General features: G+C 61.2%; 17 protein-coding genes. 4 read left to right on the top strand and 13 right to left on the bottom strand.

All coding sequences use genetic code 11. The annotated features are described in order from the left end of the window. The first annotated feature begins 281 nt into the window (after positions 1–281). Together AB4O09_RS16450 and AB4O09_RS16445 are read left to right on the top strand one after the other, a co-directional pair. The gene (locus AB4O09_RS16450) at positions 282–2,342 is read left to right on the top strand and encodes a carbon starvation CstA family protein (protein WP_003201654.1); all 2,061 of its coding nucleotides are present in this window, start codon (positions 282–284) and stop codon (positions 2,340–2,342) included. A 15-nt stretch (positions 2,343–2,357) separates the two neighbouring features. After that, positions 2,358–2,555 carry a YbdD/YjiX family protein gene (locus AB4O09_RS16445; RefSeq protein ID WP_003201656.1) on the top strand — a complete coding sequence of 66 codons (198 nt, stop codon included), beginning with the start codon at positions 2,358–2,360 and terminating at the stop codon, positions 2,553–2,555. A 192-nt stretch (positions 2,556–2,747) separates the two neighbouring features. Here AB4O09_RS16445 and AB4O09_RS16440 read toward each other — a convergent pair whose 3' ends face one another. Beyond that, positions 2,748–4,544, bottom strand: a complete 1,797-nt coding sequence (locus AB4O09_RS16440) for a methyl-accepting chemotaxis protein (protein ID WP_460069020.1) — start codon at positions 4,542–4,544, stop codon at positions 2,748–2,750. Positions 4,545–4,835: 291 nt separating this feature from the next. On the opposite strand from AB4O09_RS16440, the gene AB4O09_RS16435 reads away from it, so the two are divergent. Beyond that, positions 4,836–6,959 (top strand): TonB-dependent siderophore receptor, encoded by a 2,124-nt coding sequence (locus AB4O09_RS16435; protein WP_013693312.1) that lies wholly within the window; start codon positions 4,836–4,838, stop codon positions 6,957–6,959. Positions 6,960–7,027: 68 nt separating this feature from the next. Here the strand turns inward: AB4O09_RS16435 and AB4O09_RS16430 are convergent, their stop codons facing one another. The 8 genes from AB4O09_RS16430 to ribBA form a co-directional block, all read right to left on the bottom strand. After that, positions 7,028–8,035: an acyltransferase family protein gene (locus AB4O09_RS16430; protein WP_027913030.1), complete on the bottom strand. Its 1,008-nt coding sequence runs from the start codon at positions 8,033–8,035 to the stop codon at positions 7,028–7,030. A gap of 227 nt (positions 8,036–8,262) precedes the next feature. After that, positions 8,263–9,306 (bottom strand): LLM class flavin-dependent oxidoreductase, encoded by a 1,044-nt coding sequence (locus tag AB4O09_RS16425; RefSeq protein ID WP_028237709.1) that lies wholly within the window; start codon positions 9,304–9,306, stop codon positions 8,263–8,265. A 29-nt stretch (positions 9,307–9,335) separates the two neighbouring features. Continuing rightward, entirely contained in the window at positions 9,336–9,821 is a 486-nt protein-coding gene (locus AB4O09_RS16420) for a flavin reductase family protein (protein ID WP_013693314.1), read from the bottom strand. A gap of 44 nt (positions 9,822–9,865) precedes the next feature. Continuing rightward, positions 9,866–11,017, bottom strand: coding sequence for an ABC transporter ATP-binding protein (locus tag AB4O09_RS16415; RefSeq protein ID WP_027913031.1), 1,152 nt, complete (start codon positions 11,015–11,017; stop codon positions 9,866–9,868). A 17-nt stretch (positions 11,018–11,034) separates the two neighbouring features. Further along, positions 11,035–11,844, bottom strand: coding sequence for an ABC transporter permease (locus AB4O09_RS16410; RefSeq protein WP_003201669.1), 810 nt, complete (start codon positions 11,842–11,844; stop codon positions 11,035–11,037). Positions 11,845–11,850: 6 nt separating this feature from the next. Continuing rightward, complete coding sequence (locus AB4O09_RS16405; protein ID WP_013693316.1) at positions 11,851–12,795, bottom strand: ABC transporter permease; 945 nt, start codon at positions 12,793–12,795, stop codon at positions 11,851–11,853. Beyond that, entirely contained in the window at positions 12,780–13,805 is a 1,026-nt protein-coding gene (locus AB4O09_RS16400; RefSeq protein ID WP_013693317.1) for an ABC transporter substrate-binding protein, read from the bottom strand. Before AB4O09_RS16400 ends, AB4O09_RS16405 begins: the two co-directional genes overlap by 16 nt. Positions 13,806–14,169: 364 nt before the next feature. Next, entirely contained in the window at positions 14,170–15,279 is a 1,110-nt protein-coding gene (ribBA, locus tag AB4O09_RS16395; protein WP_028237712.1) for a bifunctional 3,4-dihydroxy-2-butanone-4-phosphate synthase/GTP cyclohydrolase II, read from the bottom strand. 81 nt (positions 15,280–15,360) lie between these two features. Between ribBA and AB4O09_RS16390 the strand changes: the two genes are divergently transcribed. Beyond that, positions 15,361–15,654, top strand: coding sequence for a DUF1330 domain-containing protein (locus tag AB4O09_RS16390; protein ID WP_028237713.1), 294 nt, complete (start codon positions 15,361–15,363; stop codon positions 15,652–15,654). 6 nt (positions 15,655–15,660) lie between these two features. Here AB4O09_RS16390 and AB4O09_RS16385 read toward each other — a convergent pair whose 3' ends face one another. From AB4O09_RS16385 to AB4O09_RS16370, 4 genes are all read right to left on the bottom strand, one after another. Further along, the gene (locus AB4O09_RS16385; RefSeq protein ID WP_038859623.1) at positions 15,661–16,224 is read right to left on the bottom strand and encodes an NUDIX hydrolase; all 564 of its coding nucleotides are present in this window, start codon (positions 16,222–16,224) and stop codon (positions 15,661–15,663) included. A 2-nt stretch (positions 16,225–16,226) separates the two neighbouring features. Then, a complete protein-coding gene (locus AB4O09_RS16380) occupies positions 16,227–16,979 on the bottom strand; it encodes a GntR family transcriptional regulator (RefSeq protein WP_003201683.1) in 753 nt (250 codons plus the stop codon). 60 nt (positions 16,980–17,039) lie between these two features. Then, positions 17,040–17,444, bottom strand: coding sequence for a carboxymuconolactone decarboxylase family protein (locus AB4O09_RS16375; RefSeq protein ID WP_003201685.1), 405 nt, complete (start codon positions 17,442–17,444; stop codon positions 17,040–17,042). 133 nt (positions 17,445–17,577) lie between these two features. After that, positions 17,578–18,063, bottom strand: coding sequence for a flavin reductase family protein (locus tag AB4O09_RS16370; RefSeq protein WP_003201687.1), 486 nt, complete (start codon positions 18,061–18,063; stop codon positions 17,578–17,580). Positions 18,064–18,075 lie beyond the last annotated feature (12 nt).

Genomic DNA, 18,075 nt, shown 5'->3' with positions numbered 1-18,075 from the left:
GCGAATGGCGGCATCATATGCCAAACCCATGGATGAGGCATAAAACCTGTGGCGCAAGACATGTGGCAGCAAAGCTTGCTCGCGATGCAGGCGCCGCGGTTTATGAAAGACCGTATTGACTCTATCGCGGGCAGCCTTGCTCCCACAGAAGTTGGGGTTCTACGTAGTACTACGGATTTATTTATTGACCCATTGCAGGGATATTGGGCCGGCTCCGAATAGCCGGGGCACACTATAAAAACAATCGCCGCAATCCACTGGATATCGGCAGGAGACACGCAATGACAACCCGTCTGGTTAAACACCTCGCCTGGTTTGCCGTGGCTGTTCTGGGAGCCTGTGCGTTGAGTGTCGTGGCCTTGCGCCGCGGCGAACCCATCAACGCCCTCTGGATCGTCGTCGCAGCCGTGGCCATCTATCTGGTCGCCTACCGCTACTACAGCCTCTTCATCGCCAACAACGTGATGCAACTCGATGCGCGCCGGGCTACTCCCGCCGTGCTCAACAACGATGGCCTGGACTACGTCCCGACCAACAAACACATTCTTTTCGGCCACCACTTCGCGGCCATTGCCGGTGCGGGGCCGCTGGTCGGGCCGGTGCTGGCGGCGCAGATGGGCTACCTGCCCGGTACGCTCTGGCTGATCGCCGGCGTGGTGTTGGCCGGTGCGGTGCAGGACTTCATGGTCCTGTTCCTGTCCACCCGCCGCAACGGGCGTTCCCTGGGTGACATGGTCCGTGAGGAAATGGGCCGCATCCCCGGCACCATCGCGCTGTTCGGCTGCTTCCTGATCATGATCATCATCCTCGCGGTGCTGGCGCTGATCGTGGTCAAGGCCCTGGCCGAGAGCCCGTGGGGCATCTTCACGGTGATGGCGACCATCCCGATCGCGATGTTCATGGGCATCTACATGCGCTACATCCGCCCGGGCCGCATCGGTGAAATCTCGCTCATCGGCGTGCTGTTGCTGCTGGGCTCGATCTGGCTGGGCGGGCAGATCGCTGCCGATCCGGTCTGGGCCAAGGCCTTTTCCTTCACCGGGATCCAGATTACCTGGATGCTGATCGGCTACGGTTTTGTCGCGGCGGTGCTGCCGGTGTGGCTGATCCTGGCGCCGCGGGACTACCTGTCGACCTTCCTCAAGATCGGCACCATCGTTGCCCTGGCGATCGGCATCCTGGTCACCATGCCCGAGCTGAAAATGCCGGCGCTGACCCAGTTCACCGATGGTACCGGGCCGGTATGGAAGGGCGGCCTGTTCCCGTTCCTGTTCATCACCATCGCCTGCGGCGCGGTCTCGGGCTTCCACGCGCTGATCTCCTCGGGCACCACGCCCAAGCTCTTGGATAACGAAACCAACGCCCGCTACATCGGTTACGGCGGCATGCTGATGGAGTCCTTCGTGGCGATCATGGCCATGGTCGCGGCTTCGGTCATCGAGCCGGGCGTGTACTTCGCCATGAACAGCCCGGCGGCGATCGTCGGCGGTGACGTGGTGGCCGTGGCCCAGACCGTCAGCAGCTGGGGTTTTGCAATCACCCCCGAGGCGCTGCAAGCGGTGGCCAAGGACATCGGCGAGACCACTGTGCTGGCCCGTGCCGGCGGTGCGCCGACCCTGGCGGTCGGGATCGCGCAGATCCTGCACTCGGTGCTGCCGGGTGAGAACACCATGGCGTTCTGGTACCACTTCGCGATCCTGTTCGAAGCGCTGTTCATCCTCACCGCGGTGGACGCCGGCACCCGTGCCGGGCGGTTCATGCTGCAGGACTTGCTGGGTTCGTTCGTGCCTTCGCTCAAGCGCACCGAATCCTGGCCGGCCAACCTGATCGCCACCGCCGGTTGCGTAGCGATGTGGGGTTACCTGCTGTACCAGGGCGTGATCGATCCGCTGGGCGGCATCAACACCTTGTGGCCGCTGTTCGGCATCTCCAATCAGATGCTGGCCGGTATCGCCCTGATGCTCGCCACCGTGGTCCTGATCAAGATGAAGCGCCAGCGCTACGTCTGGGTGACCATGCTGCCGGCGGTCTGGCTGCTGATCTGCACCACCACCGCGGGCCTGATCAAGCTGTTCGACGCCAACCCGGCGATCGGCTTTTTGGCCCTGGCGCGCAAATACAACGATGCCCTGGCCGCCGGCCAGGTCCTGGCCCCGGCCAAGAGCATCGAGCAGATGCAGCACGTGGTGTTCAACGCCTACACCAACGCGACGCTGACGGCCTTGTTCCTGTTCGTGGTCTTCAGCATCCTGTTCTACGCGCTCAAGGTCGGTATCGCCGCCTGGGGCACCAAGGAACGCACGGACAAGGAAGCGCCATTCCAGGCCTTGCCGGACGCTTGATAGGGGATTGCAACGATGTTCAATGACTTGAGTCGCCTGGGTAAATACCTCGGTCAGGCCGCCCGCCTGATGGTCGGAATGCCCGACTACGACAACTACGTCGAGCACATGCAAACCAAGCACCCGGACAAACCGTTGATGGACTACGAGGCGTTCTTTCGCGAACGCCAGGAGGCCCGTTACGGTGGCAAGGGTGGGCCCAAGTGCTGTTGAGTTGAGGTAGCCTCGAACCCCATGTGGGAGCGGGCTTGCTCGCGAAGGCGGTGGATCAGCAGCATTGATGTTGACTGACCCACCGCCTTCGCGAGCAGGCTCGCTCCCACAGTTGTTTTTGGGGTGGTCTCAAGATGTGCATACACCACAGATCCCCTTTGGGAGGATCTCAGGAGTCGTGCGAGCGCTTCATCACTCCGCCAACAACACCGCCGCATCGAAGCCCACCCGCAAGTTGCCCCAATGACGGCCGCCGAAGAAGAACGGTACGTCGATCTCGGTCATGATTTCCCCGGTATCGCGCAGGTAGGTCTGCAGCAGGAAACGCTGGACGTTGCCCGCCGCGCGCAGGCCGATCGGGTCGTTGAAGATTCGCTTGTTGCGGCACACCGGCAAATCCACCACCCGGTCGCCGGTTGGCGGCTTGGAGACCCAGCTGTTGTTCACCGGGCAGTAGCCCTTGCTGTCGACAATGAACGAAACCTTGCCACCCGGCGTGCTGCGGGTGAGTTTGTCGCATTCTTCCTGGCAAACCTGGGCAAAGCGTTCGGTGTAGCTGGCCATGTACTGCTTGGGGTCGGTGCCGGGAATCGGTTGGTAATTCTGATCGAACAGATTCAGGCCTTCACTTTGCAGCGCCTCCAGGCGAACCTGGAGCGTGTCGCGGCACTGACTGGCCCGGGTGATGGCGGCATCCAGCTTGCCGTGGCCGAGCACGAAGCGACCCAACAGCGCCTGGACCTTTTCGGCCACGCCGGACAGGTCGCGGGTGGCCGTCGCCGAATGCTGCATGCGCTGGTCGATCAACTGACTGTCGGCGTGAATCTGGGTGACCCGGTCGTTGATCCCCGTGTTGCTGTCGGCGAACTGCTGGATATGGGTCGCGATGTCCGCCAGCTTGCCGTTGGTGGATTCGAAATCACCGATCATGCTTTCAAAATGACCGGAGGCGCGTTCCACCACTTTCTGGGTTTCCCGGGCGCTGTGGCTGATCTGGGTGGTCTGTTCGTGGGTGGAGCTGACTTCATCGAGCATGGCGTCGATGTTGCGTGAGATGTCATCGGTGGCCCGGCTGACGTTTTGTGCCAGGGTCCGCACTTCATCGGCGACCACCGCGAAGCCACGGCCGCTTTCGCCGGCCCGGGCGGCTTCGATGGCGGCATTGAGGGCCAGCAGGTTGGTCTGGGCAGAAATCTGTTGGATCAACCCGACAATCGACTTGATGCTTGAGGAACGCTGGTTCAAGGCGCTCACCAGCGTGGCAAATTCACCGAGGCTGTTGGAGATTTCGCTGATGTTGCCGGTCACTTCCAGCAGCTCGGCGTAGGAGTCGCGGGCCATGCTCAGGTTCTGGGCGGTGGTGCTGGAGATGCCCTGGGTCTGGCGCGAGACTTCTTCGATGCGGCCCACGGCGGTGTTGCTCTGGTCCATCACCTCCTTGGCGAAGCGGGCCTGGTGGGTGGCACTGTCGCTGGAATCGCTGATGTTCTTCAACGAGCGGGCCGATTCGACGGCGATGTGCACGGTCAGTGCCTGGACGTTGCTGATGATCTCCCGCTGCTTGGCCAGGAAACGGTTGCAAGTGCCGGCCAGCACGCGGATCTCGTCGTGAGTCACCAGCGGCAGGTCCTTGGACAGGTCACCTTCGCCGTTGGCGATCTCTTCCAGGGCCTTGGTCATGGCGGTGACGGGGCGCACGATGAGATGGCGGAAATACCAGACCATGAAGCTGATCATGCCCAGCGTCAGGAACGCACCGAAGAGCAGGGCATGGGTGAGGCTGTCGAGCCGGCCTTCGATCTGCCCCAGCAAGGCGCCGTCCAACTGTGCGTCGCGCAACTGCAGCACGATCTCGGCGCGAGCGCTGAGGGCCACCCAGTACAGCAAGCCACTGACCAGCACCAACAGGAAAAGGCTCGACAGTTTTTTGGTGAGGGTATCGAAAAACTGCATCTCGATAGACTCGTACAAGGCCTTTAACGTCTGCATGCCGCTGCTCCTGGGCAAAAAAATCTCTCAATGGAATACATTCGACCGCGCACGCCAAAGCTTTAGGGCGGTGGGGCGATTTGATATCACCGTTCGCGAAATCCGTGGGCGCGAGCTTGCTCGCGATGGCGGTGGGTCTGTTGCATTGATGTTGGATGTACCGCCGCTATCGCGAGCAAGCTCGCTCCCACGGGGGTTTGGGGACGATCAGCATTTGATACAAAAGATTTACTGGGAATGATTCTCAAAGTATATTTGCTCTCATTAACGTCCCTTCTATGAGTGCGCGTCTTGAAACGTTCCACCCCCCTCGCTAATCGCAACGTCTTTATCAAGTGTGTGTTGCCAACGCTGTCCTGCTGCTTCATTGCCAGCCCGTTGTGGGCGCAGGACGCTCTCGAACTGCCGGCCACGGCCATCCAGGGCAGTCGCGTCACTCAGGAAGAGGGCTATACGACGTCGCAAGCCAGCACGGCGAGCAAGAGCGATGTACCGATCAAGGAAGAAGCGCAATCGATCAACGTGGTGACCCAGCAGACCCTGGCCGACTATCAGGTGCGCTCGCTGAGCGACGCGATGAAGTTCGTCAGCGGCGTCAGCCAGGGCAACACCTTGGGCGGTTCGCGAGACTCGCTGGTCAAGCGCGGGTTTGGCACCAACGACGATGGCTCGATCCTGCGCGACGGCGTGCGCTCGAACCTGGGGCACAACTTCAGCGCTACCACCGAACGGGTCGAAGTGCTCAAGGGCCCGGCCTCGATGCTGTATGGCGCGCTTGAGCCAGGCGGCCTGGTCAACGTCATCAGCAAGAAACCGGAGTACACCCAAAGCACCACGTTGAGCGGCTCGGCCTATAGCGAAGGCGGCGGCACCATGGCCCTGGACACCACTGGGCCGCTGGGCGACACCGGCCTGGCTTATCGCCTGATCGCCGAGCGCGGCCACGAGGACTACTGGCGCAACTACGGGGTCAACGAGAGCACCCTGGTGGCGCCGTCCCTGGCTTGGACGGGGGAGCGGGCTTCGTTGAATCTCAGCTATGAGTACAACGAATATTCCAATCCGTTTGATCGTGGGACGGTGTTCACCAATGGGCATCCGGCCGATATCGATTACGACAAGCGTCTGGATGAGCCGTGGGCCAAGAGCGTGGGGATTCGCGAAACGGCGACGGCGCGGTTTGAGTATGAGTTGAGCGAGGATTGGAAAACTCGCGTGACCTATGGCTGGAACAATGATCGGTATAGCCTTTCGATTGCGCAGCCAAGTCTGTCGAAAACCGGCGTTTTTCAGCGAGCCGCCAACGGCGCTCATTACGATGACGAAACCCGTTACGCCAGCTGGGACTTCATCGGTAAACAGGAGCTGTTCGGCCAGCGCCATGACGTGTTGATCGGTGCTGATAATCAGGTGTCGGACCAATACCGTGGCAAGACCTACCGTGGGGCAGTGCGGGGGGGCTTCGATATCTCTGCGCCGGTGTACGGCGGCCTGGGAGAGCCCAGCGTCATCAGCCCGACCCAAAGCAATCTGAGCAATCAGCTGACTTCCAGCTCGGTCTACCTTAAGGACAACTGGCACCTGAATGATCGTTGGATCCTGGTCTTCGGTGGTCGCTACCAGCATTACGATCAGTTCGCCAAGCAAGGGTTGGTCACCAGGGTGCCGGTCCGCGACGACAACGGCGATGCCTTCGTCCCGTTCCTGGGCCTGGTCTATAAAGCCACCGGGGAGCTGTCGCTGTATGGCAACTACAGTCGTTCGTTCAAGCCTAACGACACCGTGGACGACAACCTCAGTACCTTCAAGCCGGAGGAGGGTCGTAGCTACGAAATTGGCGCCAAGTACGATCCGCTGCCGGGCCTGAACATCAACCTTGCGCTGTTCGATATCGAGAAGAAAAACGTCGTGACGTCCTCTACGGTCAACGGCGTAACGCTGGCAGAAGCCGCGGGCAAGGTCGGCTCCCAAGGCCTCGAACTCGACATCACCGGTCGTCTGGCGGAACGTTGGGATTTGATCGGGACTTATGCTTATACCCACACTGAAATCCTCGATGACCCGAAAAACGAAGGTCACCGCCTGTCCGATGCGCCCAAGCACACCGCCAGCCTGTACTTGTCGCACCACTTGAACGTCCCGGCCGAATTCGGTGCCTGGCACGCCGGTGCCGGTGCGCGTTACGTCGGCGAGCGTGCGGCTAACGCGGCCAACGATTTCTGGCTGAGCAGCTACACCGTCGCCGACGCCTTCCTGCGCTGGGAGTCGCCGGTACTGGGGCACAAGACGTCGCTGCAACTGAACGTCGACAACCTGTTCGACAAGCAGTATTACCCGTCGTCCACCGGCAGCCAACTGCAAGTCAATGTCGGTGAGCCGCGTACTGCCAAGCTGAGCGCCAGCGTGACGTTCTGATTCGGCTGCGCTGAAACACAAAATGCCCGGGACCTGCGTTCCGGGCATTTTTGTATGGCAGTCAGAGGCTAAGCCGCCGTGCTGCCAACGGGAGCCTGCGTGGTACCGTATTTAACGCCCGCCCTGAGCGCATGACGAAGCTTCAGCGCCGGTCGCTCGACCGCATAGTACGAAACACCACTCATCGCGAACGACAGCACCAGCACCGCCGTGATGATCAGGATGCTGTACTCCACCGGCCAGAATGCCCGCAACACGTACATCACCACAAAATGGTTGAGGAACACGCCGTAGCTGATATTTCCCAGGAACTCATCGAGCCGGTGATGCTTCAACCTGCTGAGCAGAAAAACCGCTGGCAGGCCCAGAGCAATGCCCAGGGTCACCTCGGCGTTGAACGGCCGACGCGGAATGATCCCCACAACAATGGCGAGAAACATCAATGCTGCGACGAATCCGGTAACGAACGCGATCCACAGCCCCTTGGCCTGGGCCCGATACAGGTAGCTGCCGCAAAGGAAAATGAACAGCACGCCCGGCAGCAGGCGGTAGCCGTAGATGTCGGTGTCGAGGTAGCCCAGCGAGGCGACCATGAACACCGTCACGGACAGCGCAAAGGCTATACCCCGCGTCTTGTAGAGAATCAGGAACGGGATCAGCAGGTAAAAGCACATTTCCAGGCCGAGGGACCAAGCGGGTGGCAGGATCTCGGGCACGGTGATGCCAAACATGTAGAAACCCAACGGCACGATCGGCAGGCTGGTGGCGATGTTTTCGAGGGTCAGGGCGGCTGCCTGGGGCGTTCCCGGCAGAAGGAAATGTATCACCGCGCAGGACAGGACGAAGTACACCAGAAACTGTGGGTACAGCCTGAGCAATCGATCCATGTAGAACAGGCCGATCTGGCCCGGGGTGTTGTAGGTCCTTTCGATCAGCGAGGTCATCACGAAGCCGCTGATGATCAGAAAGGACACCACGGCAACGACGCCGGGGTTAAAACCCATGAACGTCATGCCCATATGAGAAACCGCTACCAGCATGGCCAGCAGCAACCGATAAACTCCCACGCGCATCATCCTTAAACAAATTGCGCGGTAAATTATGTGGCTTTGCGAGCCGTTGATAGCAGTTTGCGGGGCGGCGGCGGGGTAGTGGGGGGAATTGTCACATTTGACACATATGTTTCAATTGGATGGCCATCGCGAGCAAGCTCGCTCCCACAGGGCCGTCGGTGCACACAAATATTGCGTACGCCGTGGAACCTATGTGGGAGCGAGCCTGCTCGCGATAGCGATGTCACTGATCACCGAAACGCTGGCACCACCTGCTGGATAAACAGCTCCAGGGATTTTTTCTTCTCGGCATGGGGCAGGCTGTTGTCGCACCAGAAGCTGAACTCATCCACCCCCAGTTCCTGGTAATACTTGATCCGCTCGATGATTTCCTGCGGGGTGCCGATCATGGTGTTCTTGCGGATGTTCTCCAGTTGGAACTCCGGGCGCTCGGCGAATTTTTCTTCCGGGCTTGGCGCGAGAAAACCGTTGACCGGCACTTGTTTGTTGCCGAACCAGGCATCGAAGGTGCGATAGAACTTCGAGATCGCCTGGGCGCCGACCTTCCAGCCTTCGGGATCATCCACCGCATGCACGTGGGTGTGGCGCAGCACCATCAATTGCGGGCGCGGCACGTCGGGGTTGTTGTCCAGGGCGGCCTGGAACTTGTTCTTCAGGTCCAGGACTTCCTCATCGCCCTTCATCAACGGCGTGACCATCACGTTGCAGCCGTTGGCGACGGCGAAGTTGTGGGAGTCCGGGTCGCGGGCGGCGATCCACATCGGCGGATGAGGTTTGCGGATTGGCTTGGGTACGCTGGTGGAGGTTGGGAATTTCCAGATCTCGCCGTCATGGGCGTAATCGCCTTGCCACAGGGCGCGCACCACCGGGACCATCTCCCGCAGGGCCTGGCCTCCGGAGGAAGCCGGCATGCCGCCGGCCATGCGGTCGAACTCCACCTGATAGGCGCCCCGGGCCAGGCCGACTTCCATGCGGCCATTGCTGATCACGTCCAGCAGTGCGCATTCGCCGGCCACCCGCAGCGGGTGCCAGAACGGCGCGATGATGGTGCCAGCGCCCAGGTGGATGGTGGTGGTCTTGCCGGCCAGGTACGCCAGCAGCGGCATCGGGCTTGGCGAAATGGTGTATTCCATGGCGTGGTGTTCGCCGATCCACACGGTGCTGAAACCGCCGGCCTCGGCCAACAGGGTCAGCTCGCTCAGGTCTTCGAACAACTGGCGATGGCTGATGCTTTCGTCCCAGCGCTCCATGTGTACGAACAGGGAAAATTTCATGGCGCTATCTCTTGTAGTTGACGATCGGTTCAGGCGAGGACAGGCAGGGCGCCCATCTTGCCGTGGCAATAAACCAGCGGCCCCGGTGTGTGCTGCGGGACGATCAGGTTCTTTACGGCGCCGACCATGATGGCGTGGTCGCCGCCTTCGTATTCGCGCCACAGTTCGCATTCGATGATGGCGGTGGCATTGCTCAGCAGCGGATTACCCAGTTCGCTCAAGGTCCATTCGATGCCCTGGGCCTTGTCCTTGCCTTTGCGGGCGAAGGCATAGGCTTCATTCTGCTGGCCTCCGGAGAGCAGGTGGATGGCGAAGCGCTTGTTCTTGATCAGTACCGGATAGGAGTCGGAGCTGTAGTTGGGGCAGAACAGCACCAGCGCTGGCTCCATCGACAATGAGCTGAACGCGCTGGCGGTGAGGCCGACGATCTGGCCGTCGTCATCGAGGGTGGTGATCACGGTCACGCCGGACGGGAACGAGCCCATGACTTGTTTGTAGACGCTGGCATCGATCATTGGACGATCCTCGGGCTTTATCGGTTGTGGGCGCGCAGTGTTCATCAGTGGGCACCTGCGGCCTTGTTCAGGTCGCTCTCGGCCCATTGGGTGTAGACGCAAGCATCGGCGGTGGCCCAGCGCACACGCACCGGGTCGCCGGCCTTGAGTGGCATGCCGGCGGCGGACAGCGCCTTGACCGTCATGGCCGTGCCGCCAGACGTCACCACGCTGCAGGTCTGGCTTTCACCCAGGAACAGCACTTCGACGACCTTGGCCGAAACCTCATTCCAACCGGCTGCCAAGGGTTCCTGGGCGGCCTGTTCGACGCTCAAGGCGAGGGCTTTTTCCGGGCGCACCATCAGCAGCACGTCCTGGTCCGTTTGCAGGCCGGCGGTCAGGCGGATCGACAGCGACTGGCCTTCGAAGGTCGCCACTGCGTTGCCCTGGGCCTTGAGCTTGAGGAAGTTGGAGTTGCCCAGGAACGAGGCCACGAAGGCGTTCGGCGGGTTCTGGTAGAGGTCATAGCCGCTGCCCAGGCCGACGATCTTGCCGTGGCTGAAAATCGCGATGCGCTGGGACAGACGCATGGCTTCTTCCTGGTCATGGGTGACGTAGACGATGGTGATGCCCAGGCGTCGATGCAATTGGCGCAGTTCATCCTGCAAGTCTTCCCGGAGCTTTTTGTCCAGCGCGCCGAGGGGTTCGTCCATCAGCAGGATGCGTGGTTCGTAGACCAGTGCCCGGGCAATCGCCACGCGCTGCTGCTGGCCGCCCGACAGTTGCGAAGGGCGGCGATGGGCGAACTCTCCCAGTTGTACCAGTTTGAGCATGGCGTCGACCCGACGTTCGCGCTCGGCGCCGGCCAGTTTGCGAATCGCCAGCGGAAAGGCAATGTTGTCGCGCACCGACAGATGGGGGAACAACGAGTAACGCTGGAACACCATGCCGATGTCGCGTTTGTGCGGCGGTACGTTGACCAGGGATTTTCCGCCTACCAGGATCTCGCCGCTGCTGGGGGTTTCAAAGCCGGCCAGCATCGACAGCGTGGTGCTCTTGCCCGAGCCGCTGGAGCCGAGGAAGGTCAGGAATTCGCCGTCCTGGATCTCCAGGGAAATATCGTCCACGGCGGCAAAGTCGCCGTAGTGCTTGTTCAGGTTGCGCAGGCTGACCAGGGTCTTGTTGTTCTGTTGTGCGGGGTCTTTGACGGCACTCATCGTGTTCTCCTAGGCGCTCAGGCGCTGATTTCATTGCGCCGGCGCAGGGCGGCGGCGATCACCATCACCAGGACCGAGAGGCCGATCAGCAGCGTCGAAGCGACGGCGATCACAGGCGTCAGGTCCTGGCGCAGGGTGGTCCACATCTTGACGGGCAAGGTTTGCAGGGTCGGGCTGGCCATCATCACGCTCAGCACCACCTCATCCCACGACACCAGGAACGCGAACAGGGCGCCGGCGACCATGCCTGGGCGAATGGCCGGGAAGGTCACCTTGAACACCGCTTGCAGGCGTGAGGCGCCGCAGATGACCGCTGCGTCCTCGATGGACTGGTCGAACAGCTTGAGCGAGTTGATGATCGAGATGATGGTGAACGGCAGTGCGACGATGACGTGGCTGACCACGAACGCGAACATCGTCCCGGTGTAGCCCAGCTTGAGGAACAGCGCATACACCGCCACGGCGATGATCACCAATGGCACGATCATCGGCAGGGTGAACAGGCCGTAGAGCATTTCCCGGCCCGGGAAGCGTCCACGTACCAGGGCAAACGCCGTTGGCAGGCCCAGCGCCACGGCGCAGACGGTGGTCAGCACCGCGACCTTGAGGCTGGTCAGTGCCGCGTTCATCCAGTCGGGGTTGGAAAAGAACTGGCCGTACCATTTGAGCGTCCAGCCCGGTGGCGGGAAGACCAGCCATTGGGACGAACCGAACGACAGCAGTACGATGAACACGATCGGCAGCAGCAGGAACAGCGCGATCAGGCCGGTGGTGAAATACAGGCCGAACCGCATGCGCCGGCTCATGGCATTGGGAGTCAGGAGCATGACGGCTTACCTCGCGTTGCTGGCACCCACCGGGGATTCCGGCTGGAGCTTCAGGTAGAAGTAGAACAACACCAGGGTGATCGCCACCAACAAGGCTGCACCGGCGCTGGCCAGGCCCCAATTGAGGAACGACTGCACCTGCTGGATGATGAATTCAGGCAGCATCATGTTCTGCGCGCCGCCCAGCAGTGCCGGGGTCACGTAGTAACCGAGGGACATCACGAACACCATCAGCCCACCGGAGAACAGCCCCGGCCGGCACAGCGGCAGGAATACCCGGAAGAAGTTGGTCCAGGGGCTGGCGCCGCAAATCGAACCGGCCTGCAGGATCATCGGGTCGATGGCCTGCATGGTCGCCTGCAACGGCAGGACGATGAACGGGATCATGATGTAGCTCATGCCGATCACCACGCCGGTGAGGTTGTGCACCATCTCCAGCGGCTGGTCGATGATGCCCAGCGCCATCAACGCCTTGTTCACCACCCCGGAGGCTTGCAGCAGCACCAGCCAGGAGTAGGTGCGGGCCAGCAGGCTGGTCCACATCGACAGCAGCACGATGTTCAGCATCCAGCGCCCCCAGCCACGGGGCACCAGGGTGATGGCCCAGGCCAGGGGGAAACCCAGCAGCAGGCTGAACAACGTCACCAGCCCGGCCACCGAAAAGGTGTTGAACAACACCCGGGCGTAGGCTGAGTTGGCGAACAGTTGCTCGTAGTTGCCCAACCCAGGCACCGGCTCCAACACGCCGCGCAGCAGCAGGCCGATCAGCGGCGCCAGGAAGAACAGGCCGAGGAACAGCAAGGCGGGGAGCAGGTTGCCGGCCCCGCGCCAGCGCTGCATCAGCGACGGCGCTTGTGGCGCAACGGCCTTGGTGGTTACCACACCGGCTGCGCCAGCGGCGCCTCCGGTGTGTCGGGTTGCCGTTGCCGACATTTTTATTTGACCAGCCATTCGTTCCACCGTGTCGCGATGTCCTGACCGTTCTTGGCCCAGTACGCGAAATCAAGCGTGATCTGATCCTTGGCGTAGGCGGTCGGCAGGTTGGGGGCGAGCACCGAATCCAGGCGTGCGACGCTGTCGACGTTGACCGGGGCATAGGCGGTCAGGTTGGAAAAGTCGGCCTGGCCTTTGGCGCTGCTGGCGTTGGCCAGGAATTTCATGGCTGCGGCCTTGTTTTTCGAACCCTTTGGAATGACCAGGATGTCGGCCATGACCAGGTTCTGCTTCCAGCTTACGCCGACGGGTGCGCCGTCCTGTTGCAAGGCATAGATGCGACCGTTCCAGAACTGCCCGATGCTGGCCTCGCCGGAAGCGAGCAACTGCTGGGACTGGGCGCCGCCGCCCCACCAGACGATGTCTTTCTTGATGGTGTCGAGTTTCTTGAAAGCGCGGTCCAGGTCCAGCGGATAGAGCTTGTCTGCCGCGACGCCGTCAGCCAACAGGGCCAGCTCAAGCACACCGGGGCTAGGCCATTTGTACAGGGCGCGTTTGCCGGGGTAGGTCTTGGTATCGAACAGTGCGGTCCAGTCCTGGGGCTTGCCGGAACCGAGCTTGCCTTCGTTGTAGCCGAGGACGAACGAGAAGTAGAACGAGCCGACGCCGTGGTCGGAGACGAAGCGCGGGTCGATCTTGTCGCGCTGGATGACCGAAAAGTCCAGGGGTTCGAGCAGGCCTTCGGCGGCGGCGCGCAGGGCGAAGTCTGCTTCGACGTCGACCACGTCCCACTGCACGTTGCCGCTTTCGACCATGGCCTTGAGCTTGCCATAGTCGGTGGGGCCATCCTGGACCACGGTGATGCCGCTGGCCTTGCTGAACGGGTCGGCCCAGGCCTGCTTCTGCGCGTCCTGGGTGCTGCCGCCCCAACTGACGAAGTTGACGCTTTCAGCGGCCATCGTCGCCTGGCTGGTGACACTCAGCAGGCCGGCAAAAAGAATTGCGGCTGCACTTTTCTTCAACACCATTTTCACGCCCTCATTGTTGTGTTTTTGAGCGGGCTTTTGTCGCCCGCCTATCGGGAGCAGTAGGTCCATCTGGCCTTAAAGGCGACCGTGCCAAGGGCTCTTGTTTGTACTTTCCCTCTCGGGGGCACTTGGCTGAAGTGTTCGGTCTATGGAATATCATATTATGGTATTCCAAACTTTCTGCAAGCATTTTGCCGTACCGGCTATCTGTCTGGGGCGAACTTTTCCCTGTTATTCCTGGGGCGAACTCTGTGGGAGCGAGCTTGCTCGCGATAGCGGTGTGTCAGTCAACATTTAGGTTGGCAGGTCCATTGCTATCGCGAGCAAGCTCGCTCCCACAGGGGATTTGGGTGTTGCCTAGGGTTTATCCGGTGAAGGGAATGCTCTCCACTACCTCCAAGTCATACCCCGTCAACCCCGCGTACTTGAGCGGTGGTCCCAGGTGGCGCAATTTGCCCACCCCCAGGTCCTGCAGAATCTGCGCCCCGGTGCCCACTTCAGAATAGATGCGCGATTGCGACCGGCTGAACTGTCGTGGTGGCTGGATCAGTTGCGGCACGCGCTCGAGTAGCGCCTGGGAGGATTCGTGGTTGGCCAGCACGACCACCACGCCGCGACCTTCTTCGGCCACCCGCTGCAGGGCCGCCCACAGCGTCCAATTGGAAGGGCCGTTGTATTCGGCCCCGACCAGGTCCCGCAGCGGGTCGATCACATGTACGCGCACCAGCGTCGGCTCATCCCGGCGAATCTCACCCATCACCATCGCCATGTGCACGCCACCTTCGATGCGGTCTTCGAAGGTGAACAGGCGGAAAGTGCCATGCACTGTAGGCAGTTCCCGTTCACCAATGCGCACCACGGTGTGCTCGGTGCTCAAGCGGTAGTGGATCAGGTCGGCGATGGTACCGATCTTGATCCCGTGCTTGCGGGCGAAAATCTCCAGGTCCGGCCGACGGGCCATGGTGCCGTCATCGTTCATCACTTCGACGATCACCGACGCTGGTGTGAAACCTGCCAGGCGCGCCAGATCGCAACCGGCCTCGGTGTGTCCGGCGCGGGTCAGCACACCGCCTTCCTTGGCTCGCAGCGGGAAGATATGCCCCGGCTGCACGATGTCGCTGGGCCCCGCATCGGCGGCCACGGCGGCGGCGACAGTGCGCGCCCGGTCGGCGGCGCAAATACCGGTGGTCACGCCGGCGGCGGCCTCGATGGACACGGTGAACGCGGTGCTGAACACGCTGCCGTTACTCGGCACCATTTGCTCAAGGCCCAGGCGCTGACAGTGTTCGTCGGTCAGGGTCAGGCAAATCAATCCGCGCGCTTCGCGGGCCATGAAGCTGATGGCCTGGGCATTGCAACAGTCGGCGGCCAGCAACAGGTCGCCTTCGTTTTCCCGATCTTCGTCATCCACCAGCAACACCATCTTGCCCAGGCGGTAGTCTTCGATGATTTCCTGAATGCTGTTAAAGGCCATGGCGGGCTCTCTTTGTTTTGATGGGGCTTGCTGGAATGTTGTTGTGGTATACCATAATACAAAACAAACCGAGAGGTCACTATGAAGGCGTACTGGATTGCTCATGTGGATGTCACCGACCCCGATCAATACAGCCAATACACCCAACGGGCGCCGGCGGCGTTTGCCTTGTATGGCGGTCGGATGTTGGCCCGGGGCGGGCGTAGCGAAGCGATGGAGGGCAGGCCCACGCCGCAGCGCAGCGTGGTGATAGAGTTCGACTCCTACGAACAGGCGCTGGCCTGCTATCACTCGGCGCAGTATCAGGAGGCCAAGCACCATCGCGAAGGCGTGGCCCGAGCCGAGGTGATCATTGTCGAGGGTGTGGCGCCCTGAGATACGTCAGCGGATAAAGTGAATCTTGCCGCTGTCGTCGTTGCCCATGTAGATGCCATAGACCCCGGCCTGGCGTTCCTCGATATAACGTTCGAGGATCTGCCGGATGGCCGGGTAGTAGATGCTGTCCCAGGGAATGTCTTCGGGGGCGAAGAATTGGCAGGCGAGGGTTTCCGGGCCGAACTGGCCAGTGATCTCCAGTGCGATGGCGCGGAAGATGATGTACACCTCGCTGATCTTCGGCACGCTGAAGATCGAGTAGGGCGAAACGATTTCAGCGCGTACGCCGGTTTCTTCCCAGACTTCGCGCAGCGCCGCCTGTTCAGTGGTCTCACCGCCTTCCATGAAACCGGCCGGCAGTGTCCAGGTGCCTGGGCGCGGCGGGATGGCGCGCTGGCACAGCAGGTACTTGCCGTCCTGCTCGATGATGCAGCCGGCAATGATCTTCGGGTTGACGTAGTGGATGTAGCCGCAACCGCCACACATCAGTCGTTCATGGGTATCGCCCGTTGGCAGGCGATGACTCAGGTCACTGCCGCCACACTTTGGACAAAAGCTCGGGCTGAACATGGCTAGCGACCTATGCGCGGTTCTTTGAGGGCGATGGGCGGGATGATCTCGGGGATTTCACCGGTCTCTTCCTGTTTGCGCTTGAGGTAATCCAGGGCGACCTTGGCGGCGGCGCGCACGTGGTCGACGCAGGCCTGGTGGGCCGCCAGGGGATCGCCGCTCTTGATCGCCTCGACCATGCGTTCCATTTCCTGGTTGCTGTCGCCGCGACGGTTTTCCTGGGACACCGAGGTTGCCCGCAAATAGCTGATGCGTGCCTGCAACTGGCGCAACTGGGTGGCGGCGACATGGTTGCCGGAGCCTTCGAGCAATACGTCGTAGAAGCCTTGCACCGAATCGATGACCTGTTGCAGTTCGCCCTCCTTGAGGGCCTTGCGGTTTTCCGCGAGGGCTTTTTCCAGGGCCTTGATGTCCTTGGCCTTGGCCCGCAGGGTGAACAACTGGACGATCAGGCCTTCGAGCACGCAACGCAGCTCATAGATATCCACGGCGTCGGCCAAAGTAATAATGGCGACCCGTGGCCCCTTGGCATCGGCAAACTCCACCAGGCCTTCGGATTCCAGGTGGCGCAGCGCTTCGCGTACCGACGTGCGGCTCACACCCAGGCGATCGCACAGATCGCGTTCGACCAGGCGATCACCCGGCAGAAGCTGGAAGTTCATGATGGCGCTTCGCAGTTTATCCAGCACGATCTCGCGAAGGGTAACGGGGTTGCGATTGACCTTGAAGCTGTCGTCGAGTGGCAGGCGTTTCATGGGGTCCGCTCTGTAATATGGCTGTCCATGCCAAACGGGCAACATCCGTGCACGTTCAGATCAAACAGCCGAGGGTTGACTGGAGGCCTCGGCATCGGCTTCGGCGAAGGCTTCACGGGCAAGCCGGAAACTGTCCACGGCAGCGGGGACGCCGCAATAGATACCGACCTGAAGCAGAATTTCGCGTATTTGCTCACGACTCAGGCCGTTACGCAAGGCACCGCGCACATGCAGCTTGAGTTCGTGCGGGCGATTGAGCGCCGAGATCATGGCCAGGTTGATCATGCTGCGCTCCTTGAGCGATAAACCCTCGCGACCCCAGACATGGCCCCAGCAATATTCGGTGACCATTTCCTGCAACGGCCGGGTGAAATCGTCGGCGTTCTCGATGGAGCGGTTGACGTAGTCCTGGCCCAGCACCTGGGTGCGGATCTTCAGGCCTTGTTCGTACTTGTCGTTGCTCATGCGGACTCCCTGAAGAAGTGATGAACCTGTGGGAGCGAGCTTGCTCGCGATAGCGGTGGGTCAGTCACAGTAATGTTGGATGTGCTGCCGTCATCGCGAGCAAGCTCGCTCCCACAGGGGATGTGTATGGTCATCAGGCCAGCGCAGGCAGCGGGCCCAGCTTGCCTTTGTGGTAGATCATCGGTGTTACCGGCTGTTCAGGCAGGATCAGGTTCTTCACCGCGCCGACGATGATCGCGTGGTCGCCGCCATCGTATTCGCGCCACAGCTCGCATTCGATGATCGCCGTGGCTTTGCTCAGCAATGGATTGCCCAGGTCGCTCAGGTGCCAATCGATGCCCTTGGCCTTGTCCTTGCCTTTACCGGCAAAGGCATAGGCTTCGGCGGTCTGGTCGGCGGACAGCAAGTGGATTGCGAACTGCTTGCTGTCGCGCAGCACCGGGTAGGTGTCAGAGGCGTAGTTGGGGCAGAACAGCACCAGCGCCGGGTCGATCGACAGCGCGCTGAAGGCGCTGGCGGTGATGCCGACGATATTGCCGTCCGGGTCCAGGGTGGTGACCACCGTGACGCCGGACGGGAAGGAGCTCATGACTTCTTTGTAGATACCGGGTTCGATCATTTCTCAGGACTC

The sequence above is a fragment of the Pseudomonas sp. H1_F01 genome (assembly GCF_054681425.1).
The sequence above is the reverse complement of the archived record's forward strand: the minus strand, read 5'-3'. Positions and strand labels throughout refer to the sequence as shown.